A 20,939-nucleotide genomic window follows, 5' to 3' on the forward strand; every position below is an offset into this window, starting at 1 on the left:
AAGTTGTGAGCAATTCTGGTGTTTTGCCTCCCTGGCTGGTTTTAGATCCACTGTTGCGTGCCTGGTTGTTAGAGGATATTGGCAGGGGCGATCGCACTACAAATACGCTTCTAGTAGAAGATGTGACGCTAGGCTCTGCTAAATGGATCGCTAAAGCCTCAGGGATAATTGCTGGCTTACCAGTTGCAGCTAGGGTGTTTCAGATTTTGAATGAGAAGGTCAGATTTGTGGCGGTTGTGGCTGAAGGTGCATGGTGTGAGCCGGGACAGGTAGTAGCTGAAATTCATGGTTCGCTGGATGCCCTGCTGATGGGGGAACGGGTGGCGCTCAATTTGGCTATGCGGTTGAGTGGGATTGCTACGTTGACTAATATTTATGTAGAGAAAATTGCTGATTTACCTACTCAGTTAGTGGATACGCGCAAAACTACACCAGGGCTGAGACTGTTGGAAAAGTACGCGACTGCTTTGGGTGGGGCGATTAATCACCGCATGGGGTTGGATGATGCGGTGATGATTAAGGATAATCACATTGCGGCGGCTGGGGGAATTGGAGAAGCTGTTAGGCGTATTCGTTCTCAGATTCCTTATCCCTTGACTATAGAGGTTGAGACGGAAAGTTTAGAGCAGGTGAAGGAAGCTTTGAAACACAAGGCTGACACTATTATGTTGGACAATATGTCTTTGGATATGATGGGTCAGGCGGTACAGTTAATTCGCCAGCAGGATAGCCAGGTGAAAATTGAAGCTTCGGGGAATGTGACTTTGGAAACGATTTGCGCTGTGGCAAAAACGGGTGTTGACTATATTTCTAGCAGTGCGCCGATTACTCAATCGAAATGGTTGGATTTGAGTATGAGGATTGTACTTTAAATGTCAAGCTATTGCTGAAATTCTAGAGATAGAGTTTGATAGTAATTTTGATACGGTTAACACTGATTCGCATTTACAAGCAGTTCACAGATTGCAAAAACATCAGAACTAGATAATAGAGAAATATCAATAAATCTAAAAATGTGTCAATGATTACAACTTGAAGTGGTCAGACCCTTTGCTGAAAATTATAGATACCCAATTAGCACGACTTTCACAGCTAATAATACTTCTGGATAGAGAGCCTGATATTTCTGACAAGAAAGGCAATGTAATACGTCCCAATGATTTAGTTGTGTACCTGTGTAAGGATGAGAAGGATAGAGATTACGAATACTATGGGGTTGTTAGAGCAACCCCAAATGGTTACAGGGTTGCACACTTTTTCACAGGTGAGACGGTGAGGCCAGAAGGTAAAATTGTCAGGGTGGGAATCGGATATGTTCATTTAGCTTGCTACACACCAGACTGGCTGTTTAAAGAACGCCCTGAAAAAGAACATCCTGAAAAAGCTTCAAACATTCAAATTGAGGCGCGTATTCAAAAGTCGAGAGAAAAAATCCTCAGTGCAAAAGATCCTCTCTGGAATTTACTGAGTTACAACTGCGAACATTGGGCTAGAGAAAGGGTATACGATCAAGCTATAGCTACTCAGTATGAAGAGAGAAGACTAGGAAACAACTCTAAAAATTAGCCGTAGCAGACAAAAAATGTGCGATCGCCTTAAACAACAGGTTTACTAATTCGCAGTCCCATGATCACTAAGTCCCGTTCAACACTGTCAAGTTCGGCAATGTTAGGCAAATGTCCCCAGCGTTCAAAACCAAACGTTTCAAAGAGTTTTAAACTGGGCTGATTGTGGGCAAAAATGAAGCATACTAGGCTCTTTAAACCCAAATTAGGACTTTCGCTAATTGCTTGTGCTAAGAGTTGACGTCCCAAGCCACACCGATGAAAGCTAGGGGAGATATAAATACTAATTTCGGCAGTCTTACTATAGGCGGGTCGCCCATAAAAGGATTGGAAACTAAGCCATCCAGCAATTACTCCTTCTACTTCGATTACCCAAAGTGGGCGTTGTGAAGGCGATCGCCCCCTAAACCAAGCAAGGCGACTTTCGACGGATACTGGTTCTAAGTCAGCAGTTGCCATGCGGCTAGGAATTGCAGCATTGTAAATTGCCACAATTGCTGGCAAGTCAGTTTCAGTCGCATGGCGAATGGTCATTGCTACCGTCTCGGAAAAAATCTTCAGAAAATATTCAAAAATAATACAGTGTTAACAGTAGCAATTCTACGGTTTCTCTCCTAATTGTCACAAATACTTTGCCAGGTAGGAATTGTCTACCTTAGATAACATAATGGTTAACCCTACTAGCAAGTATGCAATACGCCACTATCAAAGTCACCATAGCTGTTATAACTAGAGCAAAATTATAACACCCTACCTAATGTATTTTCTTGAACAGAAAAGCTTTATAACTTATTAGTTTTAACTTTTTATTCCTAAAGTATCATTCAGTATCTCAGGGGAATTGAAAGTTTCAATATTTATCCTAGATAAATAGATAAATTTATCATGTCAGGAAAAATCAACTTTTTCCTCTGAATATTTATATACCGCTTTTGGCTTCAAGTTTTACATCAGAGAATAAAACTTTCATTCTTTTAACAGATGAGATTACAAATAATTCCATCAGGAATGAATAGATAAATATTTTAGGATTATACACAACACTAAATTGTACTTTGTAGCTATCTTAGTAAAAACTGATTTTAAGTTTGCTTTAATAAAGACAAATTATATATATAGCTAAAGACAGAGGTTAATACCATATTTTAGTCTTTAAAGTTAATATAAAGATTAATTAAGCTCAAGTAAAAGTAATATGTCTATTTATTGTTTGAAGATTAATGATAAATTTAGTACCAATCAAAATAGTAATATTTCACAAGTTGTTGAGATAGCACTTTTTATAGATCAAATCAAAAGTAATATTTGGCTTTTTGGTATTCCATCTTGGCTTTTTGGGATAACTGATAGAAGCATAGCTGCATTTGCCGATGGTTATTTGTCTCCTCTAGAAATATTTCAGCTATTTACAGCCTCTTTCTTTTTTGTGAGTTGGCTATATCTAAAGCCAGAAGAAAGTTTCAATAGCAATGATTTAGATCCCAGCCAATATCAAGAATATCTCGATCGGACTCAAGCTAACAAGCTTCAAGTAAAAAAGCTCCACATGATTAGTCAGGAGTATATTTTACCGTTTCCTTATATTTGTCAAATTTATCATCTATTGAACTTAAAACATTTAGAAACAGTTCATAAGTTTAGCCTTAATAACCTGAAAATTTTTCAAATTAGCCACTTTCAGCCCACAAATAGTGGTGGAATAATTAAATTCCAAACAATATTAGACTCGCCAGCTAATCCTTTGAGAATTTGGCGACAACCTATTGTAGAGGTGGATTTGATATTACATACCCCTTACACTGTTGAACTGAGTATTCCAGTCTACAATAACAAAAGGATAATTGTTATATTTTATGCTTTTCCGTTAAATGACTCAGAACATCAGTTGTTTATAGATATTTATAGTGACTTAGAGTGGCCAAAGCCATTATTACAAATAATATTGCATTTTGCTTCTTGCTTGACCCTATTTGAAGATTTGCCGTATTTAAGAGCTTTAGCTGATCAAAATATAGGGCGTTTATTCAATTTAAGTAAAACTTCAAATCACGAGACTGCGTTGTTGTTTAAAAGATTTGTTGAGCTATATGGTTCGAGTGTAGAAGCAACTAAATTACTTGAGGGAAGAGAAGAGAGTTAGGAATTTTAAACTCATAACTCCTGATAGTTAAGCGCGTGCTAGTAACGGAGCAGCAGCTAGTAAGGTTTTGGTATAAGGGTGCTGAGGATTAGCAAAAATATTTTTTGTAAGACCGAGTTCGACAATTTTACCGCCATTCATTACGGCAATGCGATCGCACAAAAATCTAGCTAACCAAAGATCGTGAGTGATGAATAGATAAGTTAACTCAAACTCTTCCTTTAATTGCAACATCAAATCTAGCACTTGCGACTGCACGCTGGCGTCTAACATACTCACAGGTTCATCGCAAATTAAGAGTTTCGGATGAGTAATCAAAGCACGAGCGATCGCTACTCGTTGTTGTTGTCCACCAGACAAATCCGACGGATAACGCTCATAATACACTTCTGGCGGTGTTAACCCAACTTTATTTAGCATCCACAAAACCTCTTCTTTTGCTTTGGCAGGATTGGCTAAATTGTGGATAAATAAAGGATCTGCAATACTTTGTCCCACTGTCATGGCTGGATTGAGACAAGCATGAGGATCTTGAAAGACCATTTGTATTTGTCGCCGCGAGGAACGAATTTCTTGACGCGATAGTTTAGTTAAATCCTGTCCTAAAAATTCAACTTTGCCACTAGTAGGACGAATTAGTTGCAATATTGTTCGTGATAGTGTACTTTTGCCACAACCTGATTCCCCGACTAAGCCAAGAATTTCTCCTGAATAAATATCCAGGTTGATCCCATCTACTGCTTTAATTGTCTGCGCTTGTGTGTTAAGCAGTCGTTCGATAAAGTTAGGTTCTATAGTATAGTGTTGCTTAAGTTCTGTAACGCTCAAAATTGGAGATTGCTGATTAATAATCGGTAATTGCTTTTCTTCGTCATTGGCAATTATCAATTCTCCACTATCAGTTACTGCTTGAATGTGTAAAGCTGCTTTTAAGAGCGATCGCGTGTATTCATGTTGAGGTTGCTTAAATACGGTTTCTGTAGAACCCATTTCGACCATCTTACCGTTGTACATTACGCCAATGCGATCGCAATACTCAGCCACCATTGCTAAATCATGAGATATTAGCAGCAATCCCATGTTTTCTTCACCGCACAGGCGAGTTAATTCTTGCAATATCTGCGCGGAAACGGTGACATCTAAACTGGTGGTGGGTTCGTCAGCAACAATAAACTTAGGGTTGAGGAGTAAAGCTAAAGCGATCGCTACCCGTTGGCGCATTCCACCGCTAAACTCATGAGGATACTGATTCCAACGACTAACCGGAATATTCACCTTTGCCAAGGTAGCAAGTGCTTTTTCTTTGGCTTGGCGCGTTGATAATTGTGGTGAGTGCGCCTGGAGGGTTTCGATACAATGCTTACCAATCGTCATCAGCGGATCGAGGCGTGTCATGGGATCTTGAAAAATTAAGGCGATCGCCTCTCCTCGAAATTTCCGCAAGTGGTTAGGTGTCAAGTTAAATACCGACTGTCCTTGAAATATCACCTGTCCCTCAATACGGCTAGAAGCTGGTAGTAAACGCATTACTGCCCGTCCGATAGTTGATTTACCACAACCCGACTCTCCCACCAATCCCATTCTTTCACCTGGTTTCAAGGTGAAAGATACATCATCAACTGCCCAGCTTGCTTCTTCTCCACTGCGCCCAGGATAGGCAACTCGCAGATTTTCGATACAGAATAAGGCTTCACTCATAGTTAGTTATCAGCCCTGAGCTACCAGTTTTTATAATTTCAAATTTAGGATAGTCTATCAAATTAACTATTAGACCTGTTTTATAAAACTTACCTAAACCTAGCCAAACTTGATTTAGTGTACCCGTAGCGATCGCGTTCAGGAGACAATGAGTAACCTATGTTTAAAAGCATTGGACTTAGTTTGTATCTCACGGCACTTGATACTCGTACCATATCTTCTTTTTAAACAGGATAATGACCCACAACTAAAGTAATCAATTATAATTCTTTCCTCCTGACTTGTAAGCAGGGAACAGGGAACAGAGAACAGATCAGAACTACTTACATGCATGGTGATGAAAAAATTTTTTCATCGGGACTACCTTCTGCCTCCTGCCTCCTCTTAATTGGAGACAGCTATCGATATTCTTGATAACCACTGCTAAAGTTGATACAGCACACAACTATGATGTTATAAGTGCAAAATTTAAATCTGTAGGAACTAGAATCAGAATTAAGTCAGTAAATCAGGATTTTCAAGCTAATATTATGGAGCAAAATCAGCCAGAACAGCGGCGCGCTGCCGATCAAGTGTTTCAAGAATCCCTCGAACAGTTTGAGGATATCTTACAAGAAAGTTCGACTGAGGAAGAAGAGATCCCCCAATTGCATACTAGTGCTTTCACTGAAGTCGAACTCGATCAAGACTTGATAGATATTGATTTAGCGGCTCTTGAGGACGCAGTTGCTGATATTGAACAATATCTCGAAGAAATAACAAAAACCAAATAGGGGTAAAAAGTTAAAATTCATTACTGACAAATCAATTGCCGTTGAGCTTCGTACAGCATTAAAGCGGCTGCGATCGCCACATTCAAAGATTCCACCCCAGGACTCAAAGGAATTCTGACTTGCTGATCTGCGATCGCTGCTAAATCTGCCGATAATCCAGCACCTTCATTTCCCAGTAAAATCATACTGGGTTTTCGCCAGTCCACTTCCCAATAAGTTAAAGTCGCATCGGGTAAGGTTGCCACTACCTGCATTCCTGCCTGCTGACTTTGTTGGACTGTCGTTTTTAAATCTTCGGTAACGGCTGTTGCTAGGCGAAACCATTGCCCTGCGGAAGCACGTAGAACTTTAGGACTATCTAAATCTACACTATCTCCACTGACCCACAACCCTGATGCTCCAGCGGCGGCGGCGGTGCGGATCGTTGTACCCAGGTTGCCGGGATCTTGTATCGTCTCTAAAGCTAGCACTAAACCAGTAAATGGTAGTTGAGTTTGGCGTTTGCTTCGTTTTGCTGTTGCCACCACACCATCCGGTTGAACTGTGGTAGCGATCGCATCCAAAACTTCTCTACTGACAATTTCGGCGCGATCGCATCGGCTACAAGCTTCTTCCCACAGCGAAGGATGGGCTACTTGCCAACCTGGGGTACAACACACTGTTTCTAGTGGGTAATTGACCGCACAAGCTTCTTCTAACAGGTGCGTCCCTTCTAGTAAAAATAACTGCTGCTTGTGCCGCTCCTTGGTGGAGTGCAGCTTGCGAATTTGCTTAACTAGAGAATTTTGTAAACTGGTCAACATCAAAAAGTTAGGAGTTAGAAATTAATAGTTAGGAGTTAATTTAATTGTCTTTCAACTCATAACTCTTGACTTCTAACTTAGATAGTATGCGGAACCCGGGACTTGAACCCGGAAGCCTTGCGGCACTAGAACCTGAATCTAGCGCGTCTGCCAATTCCGCCAGTTCCGCTGGCATTTGTACTTATCGACAATTTCTTATTATTGCGTTATGTTTTACCTTTGTCAAGTAAAAGCATAACGCCCCGTTAAAAGTCTCTAACTGGAAACGAGTTTTTCAGGCACAAGGTCGAATCAAAATATTAACTGAACAGTACAGCATTGATTTTTAGATAACACTTAAGTTATTTTACTGAGTATTTATTTTTGCTTAAAATTACTACTTATTCATTCTTTTTTTTAATTTTTTAAAAAGCTCAAAAAGCTTGCTACTGCTTCTTTTCAGCCTGCATTTTCACCCAAAAAACAATTTTTTTTATACAAAACAGTGCTTTAAAACGTGGACATTTTGAATCTTTACTGTAGAATCAAAACCAACTTCAAACATATAAAATACGTATTACTTTTGGAGGTAGGCTTATTAATCCTTCTACCAGCTTACCAGATGCCAAAATTGCTCCAGAAGCAGACTCCTCAGTCTTGCAAATTTGGGGTGGGCATCCTTTGCGGGGTCATGTGAAAATTAGCGGGGCAAAAAATTCAGCACTGGTAATTATGGCTGGAGCCTTGCTGTGTCCGGGCGATTGTCGTATCCGTAATGTCCCTTTATTAGCGGACGTAGAGCGGATGGGTCAGGTGTTATCAGCTTTGGGTGTGCAATTAACACGACAAGGTGACATTTTAGATATCAACGCCAGCGAGATTAAAACATCAAAAGCTCCCTACGAATTAGTTACCCAGTTGAGGGCGAGTTTTTTCGCCATTGGAGCCATTCTGGCAAGACTGGGAGTAGCACAGATGCCCTTACCAGGCGGTTGTGCGATTGGGGCAAGACCAGTTGACTTGCATGTTCGAGGACTGCAAGCAATGGGAGCGGAAGTACAAATTGAGCATGGCATTTGTAATGCCTACGTCCCTGGCAGCAGCCGGAGATTAAAAGGTGCGAAGATTTACTTAGACATTGCCAGCGTTGGAGCGACGGAAAACTTAATGATGGCAGCTACCCTAGCAGAGGGCGAAACGATCATCGAAAATGCTGCCAGAGAACCGGAAGTAGTTGATCTAGCTAACTTCTGTAACGCGATGGGAGCGAAGATTAAGGGCGCGGGGACTAGTAGGATTATTATCGAAGGAGTCCCCAAGTTGCATTCTGTTGACTACAGCATTATTCCCGATCGCATTGAGGCTGGGACGTTTTTGCTGGCAGCAGCAATTACCCGCTCAGAACTTATTCTCTCGCCAGTGGCTCCAGAACATCTCATCCCAGTAATTGCCAAGCTGCGGGATATTGGAGTGACAATAATTGATGAAAAGCCCGATCACTTACACATTCTGCCAGCGGAAACCCTTAAGGCAACGGATATTGAAACTCAATACCATCCAGGTTTTCCCACAGATATGCAAGCGCCATTCATGGCTTTGCTGGCAGTGGCAGAAGGCGACAGCGTAATTAACGAATCCGTCTTTGAAAATCGCTTGCGTCATGCCTCAGAGTTGAATCGTTTGGGGGCAGATATTCGTGTCAAAGGCAATGCTGCTTTCGTTCGGGGAGTACCAAAATTATCTGGCGCACCAGTATTAGGTACAGACTTACGAGCATCGGCAGCGTTAGTCATCGCAGGACTAGCAGCAGAAGGACAAACCACAATTCAGGGTTTACAGCACCTTGATCGCGGCTACGATCGACTTGATGTGAAGTTGCAGCAATTGGGGGCTAAAATCCTCCGCGTAGGCGAAACATCAACAGATGCAGAAATCGCTCCCAGCATCAGTAGCCTGTCAAGTTGAAATTGATCGGTTGAGACTGATGCGGGGATAAGAAGAATAAGGGAGACAAGGTAAAATCTTCTCCCTTTTCTGCCTTTATCTCTCCCATGTATACCTTGCGATCTTTTGAATTCTCCTGATAGATAGAGGCTTTTAAGCTTTGCCCATATCTTTTTTTGATGAATATTCTGGAAAAATCTGTGTTGGCTGTTACAATATTGTTAAGAAAAGTTGCCTGTTGCATTTTGGGAACGCGCAATTTGGTTTTAACTCTTTTGAGAAGACAACGCAAAAACATTTTTTAGACCAGCTGTGGGAGGCTGGTCTTTTTGTATTTAAAGTCCCCATAAATTATACTTATCCCCTTGGGTATAATACTCATACTATTTTATTAATTACTTTTATTGGTTTGTAATACATTGGTTATTCAGTTACCAAATCGCCTCAAGGCTTAAAATAAATCCCTGTAAAACATCTTCTCCTGACAAAGTAACAGGCGATTCCAACACCTCAACCTCTTGGTTTTGCCGATAAATCTCCACTTGCCGCGATTTACGATTAATTAACCAACCCAAACGCACACCATTATCTATGTATTCCCTCATCTTTTCCTGAGCAACTTTCAAACTATCACTTGGCGAAAGTAACTCAATTACAAAATCAGGACAAATGGGGGGAAACTTTTGTTTTTCTTCTTCAGTTAAGGCATCCCATCGTTCTAACTTTATCCAAGAAGCATCAGGTGAACGATCTGCACCATTAAGTAATTTAAAACAAGTAGAAGAATCAAAAGCGATGCCAGTCAAATCGGTATCTGACCAATTAAATAATTGTTGATTTAGTCTACCATTACGATTTCCGGTTTCTCCCCCGGTTGGTGGCATGATAATTAATTCTCCGGTTGCAGTGCGTTCAAACTTCAAGTCACGGTTTGCCTGACATAGATTAAAAAACTGCTCATCTGTCAGTTCCAATACTGATTGAAGGTTGACCGTTAAAGCATTCATGATGATATTCCAGATGCAAAGATTAAACCAGGAAACATGCCTAGCCTACAAACTATTCTATCCTCTTCATCTATTTTCCTTGCTTCTAGTGATACCTAATGCACAATACCACTATGGGCGATACCTACGGTGAGCTACGCTAACGCACCTCTCCACATTTCCAAAAGCGATCGCTGACTCTATGATTGCACTGTAGCAGAGCGTCTGTATAAAAAGATGAGTGATGTCTACGACGGGCTACACCTACGCCTTTCAGAAAATCTCAAAAACAAAGCGTAGACACGCAGAGGCTTGTCGTTAGACATCGCCTGTTATAGACAAGACAAACTCACTTTCTACCCCTCAGCCAAAAATTTGGCAATAAAAGGGTTTGTTATGCAGAGTTACAACTTATCGATCAACTTGTCATATTCTGCATGTGTACCGATCCAAAACCACGAAATTCCACCTTCTACCTCGACACCTAAAGCTCGGTAATTTAGTCCTGCTCGAACTGACCAATACTTGTTGCCAATCTTTTTGAAATGGAGTGATAAATGCGACGAATCTGTTTTCAGTAACTCATAGCATTGATCGGCAGTCTGTTGCACATTTTCAGGCAGAGCATTGTAACATTGCCAGAAACGTCGCGTTGTATAGTGCATCAGATTTCCCGACAGTGACCCGCCTTGAATTCAGCGATCGCTTCCTGTGCTAAAGCTTCCAATTTTCCATCAGCAATGTCTTTCTCTAATTGCTTATCCCAGCGTTGATAGTCCAAATCAGCAAACCACTCTATGAGTTTTTTATACTCATCAGGTGACAGTTGAAGAATGGCAGACTCAATTTGCTCAAGCGTTAACATAAAGGGATATAAGTTTCACTTTGAATAAATTATAGCTTGCCTAGCGATTTTCCTTGTGTTGTAACTAATGTAGCGATCGCCTGTTCTGGAAGAGTTAGAGCGATCGCCTTGCAAAAAACCTCAAAAATAAAGCGTAGACGCTTCTTTGGCTTGTCGTTAGACATCGCTGCTTGTGTAAGAGTGAGTGCGTTAGCGTTCGTGCAGCGTCTCGTAGAGAAGCTCACGAAGGTATCACCTTGGAGAAAACCTCAAAAACAAAGCGTAGACGCTTCTTCGGCTTGTCGTTAGACATCGCTCGTAATTATAGTGTTAGGTTCGCGTCTGCCAGGATTTTGGATCTCTGCGACCATGAAAAATTGCTGTCACTATTACTCGACTCGACACAATCCGATAGTATACAGCATAGGGAAATCGCCGCACTATTGCTCGTCGAATATTACCGTAGACAATTACATAGGATTCTGGCATCTGAGAAATTCGATTTACCGTTTTGTCTACACAGTCTAAAAACTCGTCACCCAGATCGGGTTTCTGACTCTCGTACCAACTGTGTGCATCATTGAGTTCTTCTCGAACCTCTGGGCGAAATACCAGGACATAATTCATTGCTGCCTCTTAATTGATGCTTTGATTTCCTCCCAAGTCAGCAGATTATTTGGATTTGAATTATAGTCAGAAGTTCGACGATCAAGCTCTTGCTTTTGTGCATCGGTTAAATCAGGGTAAACTTGCTCCGCAGCGATAGTATCCCAAATTGCCTGTACAATACGGATTCTATCTTCAACACTGAGAGTTGCGATTTCGTTCAAAGTAGCTGTGATATCCATACTGATTAACTTGGAGTGAGGAAGCAACTGGTACACCTTAAATATAGCGGACAAGATTTTGTTTATCCAATTGAACGCTGTATATGTTTTACTGCTCAACAGAGCGATCGCCTTGCAGAAAACCTCAAAAACAATGCGATCGCCTCTCCTGGAAGAATGTGCGATCGCCTTAGAGAAAACCTCAAAAACAAAGCGTAGACACGTAGTGGCTTGTCGTTAGACATCGCCTGTTGTGACAACTAATATGTATTAAGCGAATTTATTTTAAATTATCCAATACCACATTTTCTAATATGTATGTAACAAAATCCTTTTGTTTGATACCAATATTAATCGGCAGAGCTTTGGATTTGACATAATTATGAGTTAACTGAATTAACTCAGACAAGGTGTTACTAATAAATTCATTAGAAAAATCAATATCTTTAAGTATCTCTACATCTTTAGGCTTATAGTCACGTTTCTGAAGTGTTTTTACTACTAGCAACATACCTAAATGAAACATTAATATCCGAATTGGTGAAGCATGATCCCACTGCTTGTTAATCACTATGTTACTTGCTTTATTAGATATAAAACTACGAATATAACTTTCCAAGTTTTTCATAGTTTTCGCACAGAATAGATATATTTCAAGACTAATTTTCTGACTAAAAACTCGTTTGTAATCGTTGTCTTTCTTAAGGATTGATGATGGTCTTGAACGTGCAATATCTGGCTCATGGAAAACTATTGCTATGACCGACTGAGCCAAGTATGGAATACTAATGATTCTATCAAGTTGTTTACCTGTGTTCTTGTAATAATTTTTTCGACGGTCATAAAACCATTCTTGATTTAAAAAGAAATTTTCTATGTCTAATTGTATTGGATCTGTAGCTTTTAAAGAAGCTGGTGGAATAGGCGTTTGAAAATTTGTTGCTTTGATAACACGGTCTCTAGTTTCTGGATCATTTGTAACAACTATTTTTATTAAAATAGCTCTTTCTTCATTCAGCCCATTGTTATTATTTTCTTTATTCTTTATATAATGATAAATTGTGTTTGTTGTCTGTAAACCATTTACAACTTGTACATCATCTAGACTAATTGTTTTACCAGCAACACTTGCTTTTGAAGATAAAATAGTTATTCCATTATTGAGCCACCAAAAATCTAGCTTTTCATTTGACTCTAAAGTGGCTTTTATATCTTTATTAACCTCTACATTACTACCCTGATAGTCTCGAACATTAAACGCAAATATATATTTACGTAATTCATCGTTCTCATAAGTAACGAAATTATAATAATCTTTCAAAGATGCTAAAATAACGTAGTTATCTTCACCTCTGGAAATGTAATTCTCAATAAATTTTAACTGTAAAGTATAGCTTTTTTCAAGTCGAGAAGAATCTATTAGTTCTCGCGCACCAACAAAGCTAACATCAACTTTTGCTCCAGAAAAATATCTACCAGTATTTTGTTTTAAGACTTCAGACTGATTATGTACCTTTTGATTTATAGCTGATACGTCACCTTTACTTGCATATACATATGTTATTTCAATAGAAGGATGTTGTGATGCGAGATTAAGATACAATTCACGAAAAAAAGTAATTTTATTAATTAAATCAGAATTATAATATTTTTGAATTTGATCAATATTTTTTTCTAAATCAAAAATATTCATTGTAGTTGAAAGCCGTTTTTCAATAGCTTTCTCAGAAAAAGAATCAGACCGTTTTGATTGAATTAAGAATAGTTGTATCCAAGGACTTTTCTTAAAATTGTCTAATTCTATATCCTCACTAACAAAATCATTATTAATAAAAATGAAGAAACCATCAATTCCACCATCATCACCTCCTCCTATTTTTCCATAATTTAACTCGTCATATGAAAGATCATATTTTTTCAATATTTGTTCAAAAGTAAATATTTCAAAGAATTCATCATCGGGTAATGTATTATCACTTTTATTTATTTTTTGCTTGATAATATTATCGAGAACTATGCTATCATTACCAGCCATATATTTTTTCCTAACTGTATTACAAATAGTGTTTATTGTAGAAATCAGTAAATAAATGAGTTATCTGTGACTATTATCACAAAGCAATTATAAATAGCTGTGATATAAATCACAACTATTAGGATCTTTTAGTGTTTTAAGTTGTGTTACTGTCAAAATCTATAAAAATGTAGAGACGTTAGATATAACATCTCTACATTTTGATTTTGCATTTCTAAATGCTTATAACCTAGTCTATCCCTTCAATCCGGTCTTCAACTTCTTGGTACAACTCGCGCAGACGATCTAAATTATCCTCGCTAGTCTCCCAATAACCGCGTCCATTCACTTCCAACAAAGTTGATACAACCTTGCGGAAAGAATGGGGATTAAGGTTCAGCAACCGTTTCTGCATTTCTTCATCTTTGATGAAGGTTTCGTTCGTATCCTCGTAAATCCAGTTATCCACAGCGCCGGCTGTCGCACTCCAACCCATTGTATTTACCAATCGTTTGGAGAGTTCACGCACACCTTCATAACCATGATTCAGCATCCCCTCGTACCATTTAGGATTTAACAATTTGGTACGCGCATCCAACCGCACCGTTTCTGATAATGTCCGCACTTGAGCGTTAGCTGTGGTTGTATCTGCAATATAAGATGCTGGTTTTTTACCATCACCCCGCAGACTTGCCACAAGCTTAGTGGGATCTGAATCGAAGTAATGAGAAACGTCAGTCAAACTAATCTCGGAAGAATCCAAATTTTGGAAAGTTGCATCAGCAGTTTTCAATGTACTTTCAAAAATCTGCCGGGATTCGTCCATTATTCCGGGGTTATCGGAATTAAACGAGAAGGATTTCCGATTGAGATACATGTCCTGCAACTCGGCTTCACTATCCCAAGTACTGTTTTCTACCGCCAAGTTGATATTTGACGAGTAGGAACCAGAAGCGTTGGAAAAGACGCGCGTTGCTGCTTGACGCAGATTAATCCCCATATCCTCAGCTTGCTGCAAAGCATGTTTGCGAACAAAGTTCATTTCTAAGGGTTCATCTGCCTCAGCTGCCATCTTCACGCCTTGATCTAGCAGGTTCATTTGGTTGATGAACAAATCGCGGAATACACCAGAACAGTTGATTACCACGTCAATTCTGGGGCGTCCCAACTCTTCTAGAGATATCAATTCCAATTTGTTCACGCGTCCCAAGGCATCGGGAACCGGACGCACGCCCACCATCCACATAATTTGTGCTAGGGATTCGCCGTAAGTTTTGATGTTATCGGTTCCCCAGAGGACACAGGCGATGGTTTCTGGCCATTTTCCTTCGTTTTCTGCCTTGTTACGTGCCAAAAGCCTGTCTACGACGATTTTGGCTGATTGGACTGCTGCTGTTGTGGGGATGGATTGGGGATCGAGTGCATGGATATTCTTACCCGTGGGTAATACATCCGGGTTGCGGATGGGATCACCACCAGGACCGGGTAGGATGTACTCGCCTTCTAAGCCTCTGAGTAATGCTCCTAGTTCGTTGTCGGCACAAACTTGCTGGAGGCAGAATTCCAAATACTCAAATAGGGGTTTGAGTGTGGCTGTGTCAACTTTGGGATAACCTGCTTTATGCAATGCTTCTACCCAAGGCTCTTTTTTGCCCATGTTAAAGAAATTCAACCGGGAAACTAGAGAAACTCGCCCTTCAGCGTCGATTTGCTCTTGGACAAGGGCACCAACTGCTGCACGGGTTGCCAAGGTGATATCTTGCAATAACTGGACATCTTCTAAAATGCCTCGATCACTATTTTGGTAAATATCGTCAATGTTACGCCCAATGCTATTAGCGATAATTCCCGGTAAGCCTTGAAGTCCTTCTTCTTGACGATCTAGACTAGCAATGTTGACGAGAGTTGCGATCGCTTCTTCTACACTTGGCGGTTTACCAATGACGTGCAACCCACAAGGCAACAACCGAGACTCAATTTCCATCAACTTGCGGTAGACGTTGCCAACAATATTATCCCGCTCATCGGGACTCATGTCTCTGGCATCGGTTTCTGGCAGGTGAATATCCTTATCCAGATTCACGATCCGGCATTTATCCATGATGCTGTTAACAATGGAAACACCGCGTCCACTATCTTTTAAGGTTTGGTAAGAAGCAATTAACTCGCTGAGTTCCTTCAAACCTTTATACAAACCAGCATTTTCTGCCGGTGGTGTCAAGTAGGAAATTGTTTCGGCATAACTCCGACGCTTGGCAATTGTTGCTTCACTCGGATTATTTGCTGCGTAGTAATACAGGTTGGGAATTGAGCCAATCAAGTTATCTGGATAACAATCACCAGACATCCCCATCTGTTTACCTGGCATGAATTCCAAGGAACCATGTGTACCAAAGTGCAGTACAGCATCAGCTTTCCAAACTTGCTCTAGGTAAGTGTAGTAGGCAGCAAAACCGTGGTGAGGACTAGCTGAACGAGAGAACAACAGCCGCATCGGGTCGCCTTCGTAACCAAATGTGGGTTGAACACCGATGAAGACATTACCGAATTGCTTACCATAAATCAGCAGATTTTGCCCGTCGCTGTTGAGATGTCCGGGAGGTGGGCCCCAGTTTTCCTCTAAGCGTTGAGAGTAGGGGGTCAGCGCCTCATACTCAGGAACCGACATTTTGTAAGCAATGTTCAGTTCTGGACTGTTGTACTGCGCTTGAGCGTCATGGATGACTTCTTGCATCAACGCTTCGGCGGATTCTGGCAATTCTGGCAAGTCGTAGCCGTTATTCTTCAGTGCTTTCATCACCTCGTAGATGGAACCGAATACATCCAAGTAAGCGGCGGTTCCGACATTGCCTTTATCTGGCGGGAAGCTGAAAACAGTGATGGCGACTTTTTTATCAAGCTTTGGCTTGCGACGCAGATTTGCCCATTTTAAGGCGCGTTCAGCCACAGCTTCAACCCGATCGCGTAGGGCGATCGCTTTCCCTGTAGTCCCATCCCTACCCGATAATATTATCGGCTCAATTGCCCCATCCAATTCAGGAATCGCAATTTGCAAAGCTACTTGAATCGGATGTAAGCCTAAATCGCTATCCATCCACTCTTCTGTGGTTTGGAAAACTAGAGGTAACGCCACCATATAAGGACGGTTTAAGCGTTTGAGTGACTCAATTGCTTTGGGATGGTCTTGTCTGGCTGGGCCACCCACTAAAGCAAAACCAGTCAGCGATATCACTGCATCTACCAACTGTATATTAGTATTTGGTTCATAGAAGTAGGCATCCACTGGCTTGGAGAAATCCAAACCACCAGCAAATACAGGTAGTACCCGTGCGCCTAATGCTTCCAACTCTTGCACCATAGCTACATAATGGGCATCATCTCCTGTAACTAGGTGAGTGCGTTGCAATACTAATCCGACACAAGGAGCTAGGGGATCTTTAAGATCAATAGAGATATCTTTACGAGCTGTGTACCAATTAAGGTACTCTCTGACATCTTCAAACATACTGGGAGCCAAAGGATGCCAAATCCCTAAATCAGGATAAACCACCGGCTGCTGATATGTAGAAGGTTCAAAATTTTGTTTTTCTAAACCTTTAAATACGTATTTATCAGCTAGCATCAGCAAGAAATTTTCCAGGTTTTCTGGAGAACCACCTAGCCAATACTGAAAACTGAGCATGAAATTTCGAGCGTCCTGTGCCTTGTCCATTGGGAGAAACTTCAGCACTTGCGGCAGCGTTCGCAAAAGCTTCAGCATCCCATCTTGGAATCCCGCCCCTGATTTTTCTTTACGTTTCCGCATGAATTGGGCGATCGCACTCTTTGACTGACCCAACTGTGCCAAGGAAAAGCTGCCCATTTTACTTAGGCGCATTACCTCTGGCATCGAGGGAAAGACAACGGAAACGTCCAGGCGATCGCGGTGTGGTTCTACTGCTGCTACTACTTTCTGTGCTAAGTCTTCGATGAAAATGAGGGAAGCAATGAAGATATTCGCACTCTCAATTTCCCGTTTAAACTCTTCGTAGTTCTCTGGGTCGCGGAGTTCCTCAATCAAGTACCCGCTGATTTCAATCGCCAAGTTAGGATTGTTCGCGTTAATTGTGCGAACCGCTTGCGACAATGCACTCTGGTACTGGGACTCAAGCACGACATAGACCACCTTGATTAAATTCCGTCCGCGTAAGTTATCAGGCGCAATGTGTCTAATGGTGGACTTGACGTGTGTGAACATGCTTCTTCGGCTCCTTTGATGCGTGTTCTCTGAAGGAAGTTCCTAGCGGCATCATCAGCCACAGGTAACTTGTGATCTTTAGGCAATATCTGTTTTTTATCAGAAAACGCTTACCCAGTAGGCATTTTATCCCCTATATGACACAAATCGATATAAAAAACGAAATATTTCTTCGTAATTGTTGACTTTATCTAAAAGTATTTACTCAAATTATGTAAATTTTTTGTTACACTTTAAATATATTTATAGTTAAATAACTATTTAACGATTTACTGCATTTACAAAACAAAACTTGCCTATGCTGACTAAAAAATATATATTTAGTCAGCATAGACAAACTTAAATGATATAGTCGTAAATTATACTAAATAGATACAGAGGTGGGGTTTCTTTCGGGTTAAACTGAGAAATTATCAAAGATTACAGTTCAGTTGAAAACCGCTATATCAACATCAACACCAAACAACAGAAACTTGATATCTGCTTACGAACAAGCAACTTTTATTTAGCTAATATTGGCTTGCTATTTAAAGTATCTATAATTCCATCATGGAATTTATTCACTGAAGACAAAATTCCATTTTCTTTATCATTCAGCAATGAGTCTTTTACCTCATTCAAATAATTGCTAAGGTTTTCTCTCAAAATTGGTCTTTCTACTTTAACCGTATGATAATGATCCCAGATATCCCATGCTAAAACTCCTAAACCAGCAAGAGGATTAAGTAGCTCTAAACCTAAAAGTCCCGCAGCAACTTCACCTGTTCCTTCTGTTGCTAAGGTAAGCGTTTGACACCAGTCGAAAAGCGACACTTGCGGGGTTTGCTTAGTGGCTGTAGTCCAGCTGAAATAGCTGAGAAACTTGGTAAAAATGGGAAGGGTGTAGAAACTGACCTCTGTGCAACCGTATACAGGTATGTAAAAAGTCTGTTGGATAAGTCTGATGAAAAGTTAGAAAATTGGCGAAATATTTCTGAATGGCTTGATGATGCAGGGTATAAAAATCAGTCAATAAAGGTTCCTGGTTTAGATTTATCGCCTGATAAAGCAGTAGTTAATGTAACTAATATAAATATTGAAAATAATCAAATAGTATTTTTGATTAGTATGAAAATTCCCACTTTTCAAGATTTAGATTCTTTGGAAGATGAATTAAAGAATTTAGATAATCATAAAAGCAATTAGGATTTTTTATATTCTGCCTAAATCAGACGATGCTTGATAAGCAAACAGGATAGAAATGCCGAAGTATCAACCTTCCCGCACCATCCAAACCAACATTCATAATAGTATTTCCACTGGTGGAACGGGATAATCATTCAAATCAATACTCAATGTTTGCCCTTCTAATTTTAAAAATCGCCAAGCCGTACCACTGCTGACGCTGCCATAAATTGTTTTAATCGGTATATTATTGGTTTCATTAAATTTTTGTGCGGCAATCATTTCTGCTGCACATTACCCTAAACCAGGTTTTAAATCACCTTTTTTCGCTTCAATAATCACGATCGCAGGAGCTTCAATAAATATTTGTTCGGGTGAGCAGCTAATTAAAAAATCACATACTCCACTTAAGCCTAGCTCCGATGCGACGGTAAAATCTTCACCTGAAAAAAAGCTGATCCCTTAATTTGAATGACCTAGTTGCGCTTTTAACCGATAATTCAGCAATTGCAAGTGCTTTCTGAATACCAATGCAGTTTAGGATTTGGGATTCTAATTTATCGGATAGGTAATTCAATCACAAACTCTGTACCCTCTCCTTGTGTTGAATGGCAACTTATCTTGCCGCAATGATTGTTAACTACAATTTGGTAAGCAATAGATAAACCTAGACCTGTTCCTTTACCGATGGCTTTTGTAGTGTAGAAAGCATCGAATATCTTTGTTCGGTTTGCTTCGCTGATTCCTGAGCCATTGTCTGCGATTCTGAGAATAACTCGCTCTTTGATTACTTCAGTTTTAATCCAAATCATACCAATATGTCTAAAATTTTCATCAAAATATTGCTTTTTTTGGATTTCTTCAATTGCATCGATCCCATTACCAATCAAATTCATAAAAACCTGATTTAGTTCGCCTGGATAGCACTCAACAAGTGGTAATTCTCCATACTCTTTAATTACTTGGATTCCTGGACGATGAGCATTTGCTTTAAGTCGATGTCCAAGAATGAGTAGCGTAGTTTCTAAACCTTCATGCAGGTTAGCCAGTTTTTTACCTGCTTCTCCGTGTCGAGAGAACTTATTCAACGATGACACAATTTCTGTAACGCGATCTGTACCTAGTTGCATAGATTGAATAATTTTAGATAAATCATTTAACAAATAACTGATATCTTTTATTTTAATAGCATTTTGAATTTCATCTGGTGGATCGGGCAGATACTTTTGATATAGTTCGAGTAAATTAACAATCTCTTGGAAATACTGTTCAATAAAATTTAAATTACCAGCAATAAAATTGATGGGATTATTTACTTCATGGGCAATTCCTGCTGTCATTTGACCCAAGGTTGCTACCTTTTCTGCTTGAATCAGTTGGGTTTGAGTCCGTTGTAATTCGGCGTTTTTGGCAGTCAAGGTTTTCGTCAAATTTCTTAACTTTAGTTGATGCTCAATTCGCACTAATACCTCTTCATGCTGAAAAGGTTTAGTAATATAATCTACGGCTCCTAATCGCAATCCTTTAACCTTATCAGCAGTATCTGAAAGAGCAGTCATAAAAATGATTGGAATATCCTGGACACGAGGATTGCTATCACTTTTTAGGTATTTACAAGTTTCAAACCCATCGATACCCGGCATCATGATATCAAGCAAGATTAAATCAGGTAAATTATCATTGTCTAATCTCTGAATGGCTTTTTCACCACTGCGAGCTGCCCAAACTTCAAAGCTAGACTGATCCAAAAAGCTCGATAAAACTTGTAAGTTGGCAGGGTTATCGTCAACGACTAAAATAATTCCTTTGCTAGGCTCGCTATTTAGGGAATTTTCTTGATCGCCTATCGTTGCTGTCATAATATTTCTACCCTATATTGATTCACGTTACTTATTTGCGAGATGCCAAAGGCGATCGCTGAAAATTCACAATTCACGCATTACAATCCCCATAAATAGATTTAGG

20 protein-coding genes, 1 tRNA gene and 1 pseudogene are annotated in these 20,939 nt (G+C 40.0%); 7 read left to right on the forward strand and 15 right to left on the reverse strand.

What is annotated here, in order from left to right; translation table 11 throughout:
- Positions 1–5 precede the first annotated feature (5 nt).
- Positions 6–872, forward strand: coding sequence for a carboxylating nicotinate-nucleotide diphosphorylase (gene nadC / locus V7L12_RS18610; protein ID WP_335086468.1), 867 nt, complete (start codon positions 6–8; stop codon positions 870–872).
- A gap of 160 nt (positions 873–1,032) precedes the next feature.
- A complete protein-coding gene (locus tag V7L12_RS18615) occupies positions 1,033–1,566 on the forward strand; it encodes a hypothetical protein (protein WP_335086424.1) in 534 nt (177 codons plus the stop codon).
- A gap of 29 nt (positions 1,567–1,595) precedes the next feature.
- Here V7L12_RS18615 and V7L12_RS18620 read toward each other — a convergent pair whose 3' ends face one another.
- Positions 1,596–2,099, reverse strand: a complete 504-nt coding sequence (locus tag V7L12_RS18620; protein ID WP_335086426.1) for a GNAT family N-acetyltransferase — start codon at positions 2,097–2,099, stop codon at positions 1,596–1,598.
- Between the two features lie 661 nt (positions 2,100–2,760).
- Between V7L12_RS18620 and V7L12_RS18625 the strand changes: the two genes are divergently transcribed.
- Positions 2,761–3,705 carry a hypothetical protein gene (locus V7L12_RS18625; RefSeq protein WP_335086428.1) on the forward strand — a complete coding sequence of 315 codons (945 nt, stop codon included), beginning with the start codon at positions 2,761–2,763 and terminating at the stop codon, positions 3,703–3,705.
- Between the two features lie 27 nt (positions 3,706–3,732).
- Here the strand turns inward: V7L12_RS18625 and V7L12_RS18630 are convergent, their stop codons facing one another.
- Positions 3,733–5,403, reverse strand: a complete 1,671-nt coding sequence (locus tag V7L12_RS18630) for an ABC transporter ATP-binding protein (RefSeq protein WP_335086431.1) — start codon at positions 5,401–5,403, stop codon at positions 3,733–3,735.
- A gap of 410 nt (positions 5,404–5,813) precedes the next feature.
- On the opposite strand from V7L12_RS18630, the gene V7L12_RS18635 reads away from it, so the two are divergent.
- The gene (locus tag V7L12_RS18635) at positions 5,814–6,176 is read left to right on the forward strand and encodes a hypothetical protein (protein ID WP_335086433.1); all 363 of its coding nucleotides are present in this window, start codon (positions 5,814–5,816) and stop codon (positions 6,174–6,176) included.
- 20 nt (positions 6,177–6,196) lie between these two features.
- Here V7L12_RS18635 and V7L12_RS18640 read toward each other — a convergent pair whose 3' ends face one another.
- Both V7L12_RS18640 and V7L12_RS18645 read right to left on the reverse strand, forming a co-directional pair.
- Positions 6,197–6,979 carry a TrmH family RNA methyltransferase gene (locus V7L12_RS18640; RefSeq protein WP_335086435.1) on the reverse strand — a complete coding sequence of 261 codons (783 nt, stop codon included), beginning with the start codon at positions 6,977–6,979 and terminating at the stop codon, positions 6,197–6,199.
- An 87-nt stretch (positions 6,980–7,066) separates the two neighbouring features.
- Positions 7,067–7,148, reverse strand: a tRNA-Leu gene (locus V7L12_RS18645).
- Positions 7,149–7,555: 407 nt separating this feature from the next.
- Between V7L12_RS18645 and murA the strand changes: the two genes are divergently transcribed.
- Positions 7,556–8,923 (forward strand): UDP-N-acetylglucosamine 1-carboxyvinyltransferase, encoded by a 1,368-nt coding sequence (murA, locus tag V7L12_RS18650; protein ID WP_334821686.1) that lies wholly within the window; start codon positions 7,556–7,558, stop codon positions 8,921–8,923.
- A 410-nt stretch (positions 8,924–9,333) separates the two neighbouring features.
- Here the strand turns inward: murA and V7L12_RS18655 are convergent, their stop codons facing one another.
- The 6 genes from V7L12_RS18655 to V7L12_RS18680 all read right to left on the reverse strand — a co-directional run bounded on the left by V7L12_RS18655 (position 9,334) and on the right by V7L12_RS18680 (position 11,580).
- Positions 9,334–9,909 (reverse strand): Uma2 family endonuclease, encoded by a 576-nt coding sequence (locus tag V7L12_RS18655; RefSeq protein ID WP_335086437.1) that lies wholly within the window; start codon positions 9,907–9,909, stop codon positions 9,334–9,336.
- 383 nt (positions 9,910–10,292) lie between these two features.
- Positions 10,293–10,553, reverse strand: a complete 261-nt coding sequence (locus V7L12_RS18660) for a ParE family toxin-like protein (protein ID WP_334926280.1) — start codon at positions 10,551–10,553, stop codon at positions 10,293–10,295.
- On the reverse strand, positions 10,553–10,753 hold the full coding sequence (locus tag V7L12_RS18665) for a hypothetical protein (RefSeq protein WP_162399563.1): 201 nt from the start codon (positions 10,751–10,753) through the stop codon (positions 10,553–10,555). Before V7L12_RS18665 ends, V7L12_RS18660 begins: the two co-directional genes overlap by 1 nt.
- Before the next feature lie 29 nt (positions 10,754–10,782).
- Positions 10,783–10,917 carry a hypothetical protein gene (locus V7L12_RS18670; RefSeq protein WP_335086440.1) on the reverse strand — a complete coding sequence of 45 codons (135 nt, stop codon included), beginning with the start codon at positions 10,915–10,917 and terminating at the stop codon, positions 10,783–10,785.
- Positions 10,918–11,062: 145 nt separating this feature from the next.
- Positions 11,063–11,359 (reverse strand): type II toxin-antitoxin system RelE/ParE family toxin, encoded by a 297-nt coding sequence (locus V7L12_RS18675; protein ID WP_335086442.1) that lies wholly within the window; start codon positions 11,357–11,359, stop codon positions 11,063–11,065.
- The gene (locus V7L12_RS18680; protein WP_335086444.1) at positions 11,356–11,580 is read right to left on the reverse strand and encodes an addiction module protein; all 225 of its coding nucleotides are present in this window, start codon (positions 11,578–11,580) and stop codon (positions 11,356–11,358) included. The genes V7L12_RS18675 and V7L12_RS18680 overlap by 4 nt, the downstream gene beginning before the upstream one ends.
- A 15-nt stretch (positions 11,581–11,595) precedes the next feature.
- Between V7L12_RS18680 and V7L12_RS18685 the strand changes: the two genes are divergently transcribed.
- Positions 11,596–11,778, forward strand: coding sequence for a hypothetical protein (locus tag V7L12_RS18685; RefSeq protein WP_335086446.1), 183 nt, complete (start codon positions 11,596–11,598; stop codon positions 11,776–11,778).
- Positions 11,779–11,839: 61 nt separating this feature from the next.
- Here the strand turns inward: V7L12_RS18685 and V7L12_RS18690 are convergent, their stop codons facing one another.
- From V7L12_RS18690 to V7L12_RS18700, 3 genes are all read right to left on the reverse strand, one after another.
- Positions 11,840–13,594, reverse strand: a complete 1,755-nt coding sequence (locus tag V7L12_RS18690; protein WP_335086448.1) for an AIPR family protein — start codon at positions 13,592–13,594, stop codon at positions 11,840–11,842.
- 229 nt (positions 13,595–13,823) lie between these two features.
- Positions 13,824–17,810: a magnesium chelatase subunit H gene (locus V7L12_RS18695; RefSeq protein ID WP_335086450.1), complete on the reverse strand. Its 3,987-nt coding sequence runs from the start codon at positions 17,808–17,810 to the stop codon at positions 13,824–13,826.
- Positions 17,811–18,311: 501 nt separating this feature from the next.
- Entirely contained in the window at positions 18,312–18,623 is a 312-nt protein-coding gene (locus V7L12_RS18700) for a hypothetical protein (protein ID WP_335086452.1), read from the reverse strand.
- On the opposite strand from V7L12_RS18700, the gene V7L12_RS18705 reads away from it, so the two are divergent.
- The gene (locus tag V7L12_RS18705; RefSeq protein ID WP_335086453.1) at positions 18,600–18,995 is read left to right on the forward strand and encodes a helix-turn-helix transcriptional regulator; all 396 of its coding nucleotides are present in this window, start codon (positions 18,600–18,602) and stop codon (positions 18,993–18,995) included. The genes V7L12_RS18700 and V7L12_RS18705 overlap by 24 nt on opposite strands.
- A gap of 96 nt (positions 18,996–19,091) precedes the next feature.
- On the opposite strand, the pseudogene V7L12_RS18710 reads toward V7L12_RS18705, so the two are convergent.
- Positions 19,092–19,433: pseudogene (locus V7L12_RS18710) on the reverse strand (hypothetical protein); the annotation flags it as partial.
- 98 nt (positions 19,434–19,531) lie between these two features.
- The gene (locus V7L12_RS18715; protein ID WP_335086455.1) at positions 19,532–20,833 is read right to left on the reverse strand and encodes a sensor histidine kinase; all 1,302 of its coding nucleotides are present in this window, start codon (positions 20,831–20,833) and stop codon (positions 19,532–19,534) included.
- Between the last annotated feature and the right edge of the window lie 106 nt (positions 20,834–20,939).

The organism is Nostoc sp. (genome assembly GCF_036918245.1).
Classification (GTDB): Bacteria; Cyanobacteriota; Cyanobacteriia; order Cyanobacteriales; family Nostocaceae; genus Nostoc.

Bases quoted from the DNA above. Each gene is read 5' to 3' on its own strand.
- V7L12_RS18620 (WP_335086426.1), bottom strand. From the start codon at position 2,099: ATGACCATTCGCCATGCGACTGAAACTGACTTGCCAGCAATTGTGGCA.
- V7L12_RS18625 (WP_335086428.1), top strand. From the start codon at position 2,761: ATGTCTATTTATTGTTTGAAGATTAATGATAAATTTAGTACCAATCAA.
- V7L12_RS18630 (WP_335086431.1), bottom strand. From the start codon at position 5,403: ATGAGTGAAGCCTTATTCTGTATCGAAAATCTGCGAGTTGCCTATCCT.
- V7L12_RS18640 (WP_335086435.1), bottom strand. From the start codon at position 6,979: ATGTTGACCAGTTTACAAAATTCTCTAGTTAAGCAAATTCGCAAGCTG.
- V7L12_RS18655 (WP_335086437.1), bottom strand. From the start codon at position 9,909: ATGAATGCTTTAACGGTCAACCTTCAATCAGTATTGGAACTGACAGAT.
- V7L12_RS18660 (WP_334926280.1), bottom strand. From the start codon at position 10,553: ATGCACTATACAACGCGACGTTTCTGGCAATGTTACAATGCTCTGCCT.
- V7L12_RS18665 (WP_162399563.1), bottom strand. From the start codon at position 10,753: ATGTTAACGCTTGAGCAAATTGAGTCTGCCATTCTTCAACTGTCACCT.
- V7L12_RS18670 (WP_335086440.1), bottom strand. From the start codon at position 10,917: ATGTCTAACGACAAGCCAAAGAAGCGTCTACGCTTTATTTTTGAGGTT.
- V7L12_RS18675 (WP_335086442.1), bottom strand. From the start codon at position 11,359: ATGAATTATGTCCTGGTATTTCGCCCAGAGGTTCGAGAAGAACTCAAT.
- V7L12_RS18680 (WP_335086444.1), bottom strand. From the start codon at position 11,580: ATGGATATCACAGCTACTTTGAACGAAATCGCAACTCTCAGTGTTGAA.
- V7L12_RS18690 (WP_335086448.1), bottom strand. From the start codon at position 13,594: ATGGCTGGTAATGATAGCATAGTTCTCGATAATATTATCAAGCAAAAA.
- V7L12_RS18695 (WP_335086450.1), bottom strand. From the start codon at position 17,810: ATGTTCACACACGTCAAGTCCACCATTAGACACATTGCGCCTGATAAC.
- V7L12_RS18715 (WP_335086455.1), bottom strand. From the start codon at position 20,833: ATGACAGCAACGATAGGCGATCAAGAAAATTCCCTAAATAGCGAGCCT.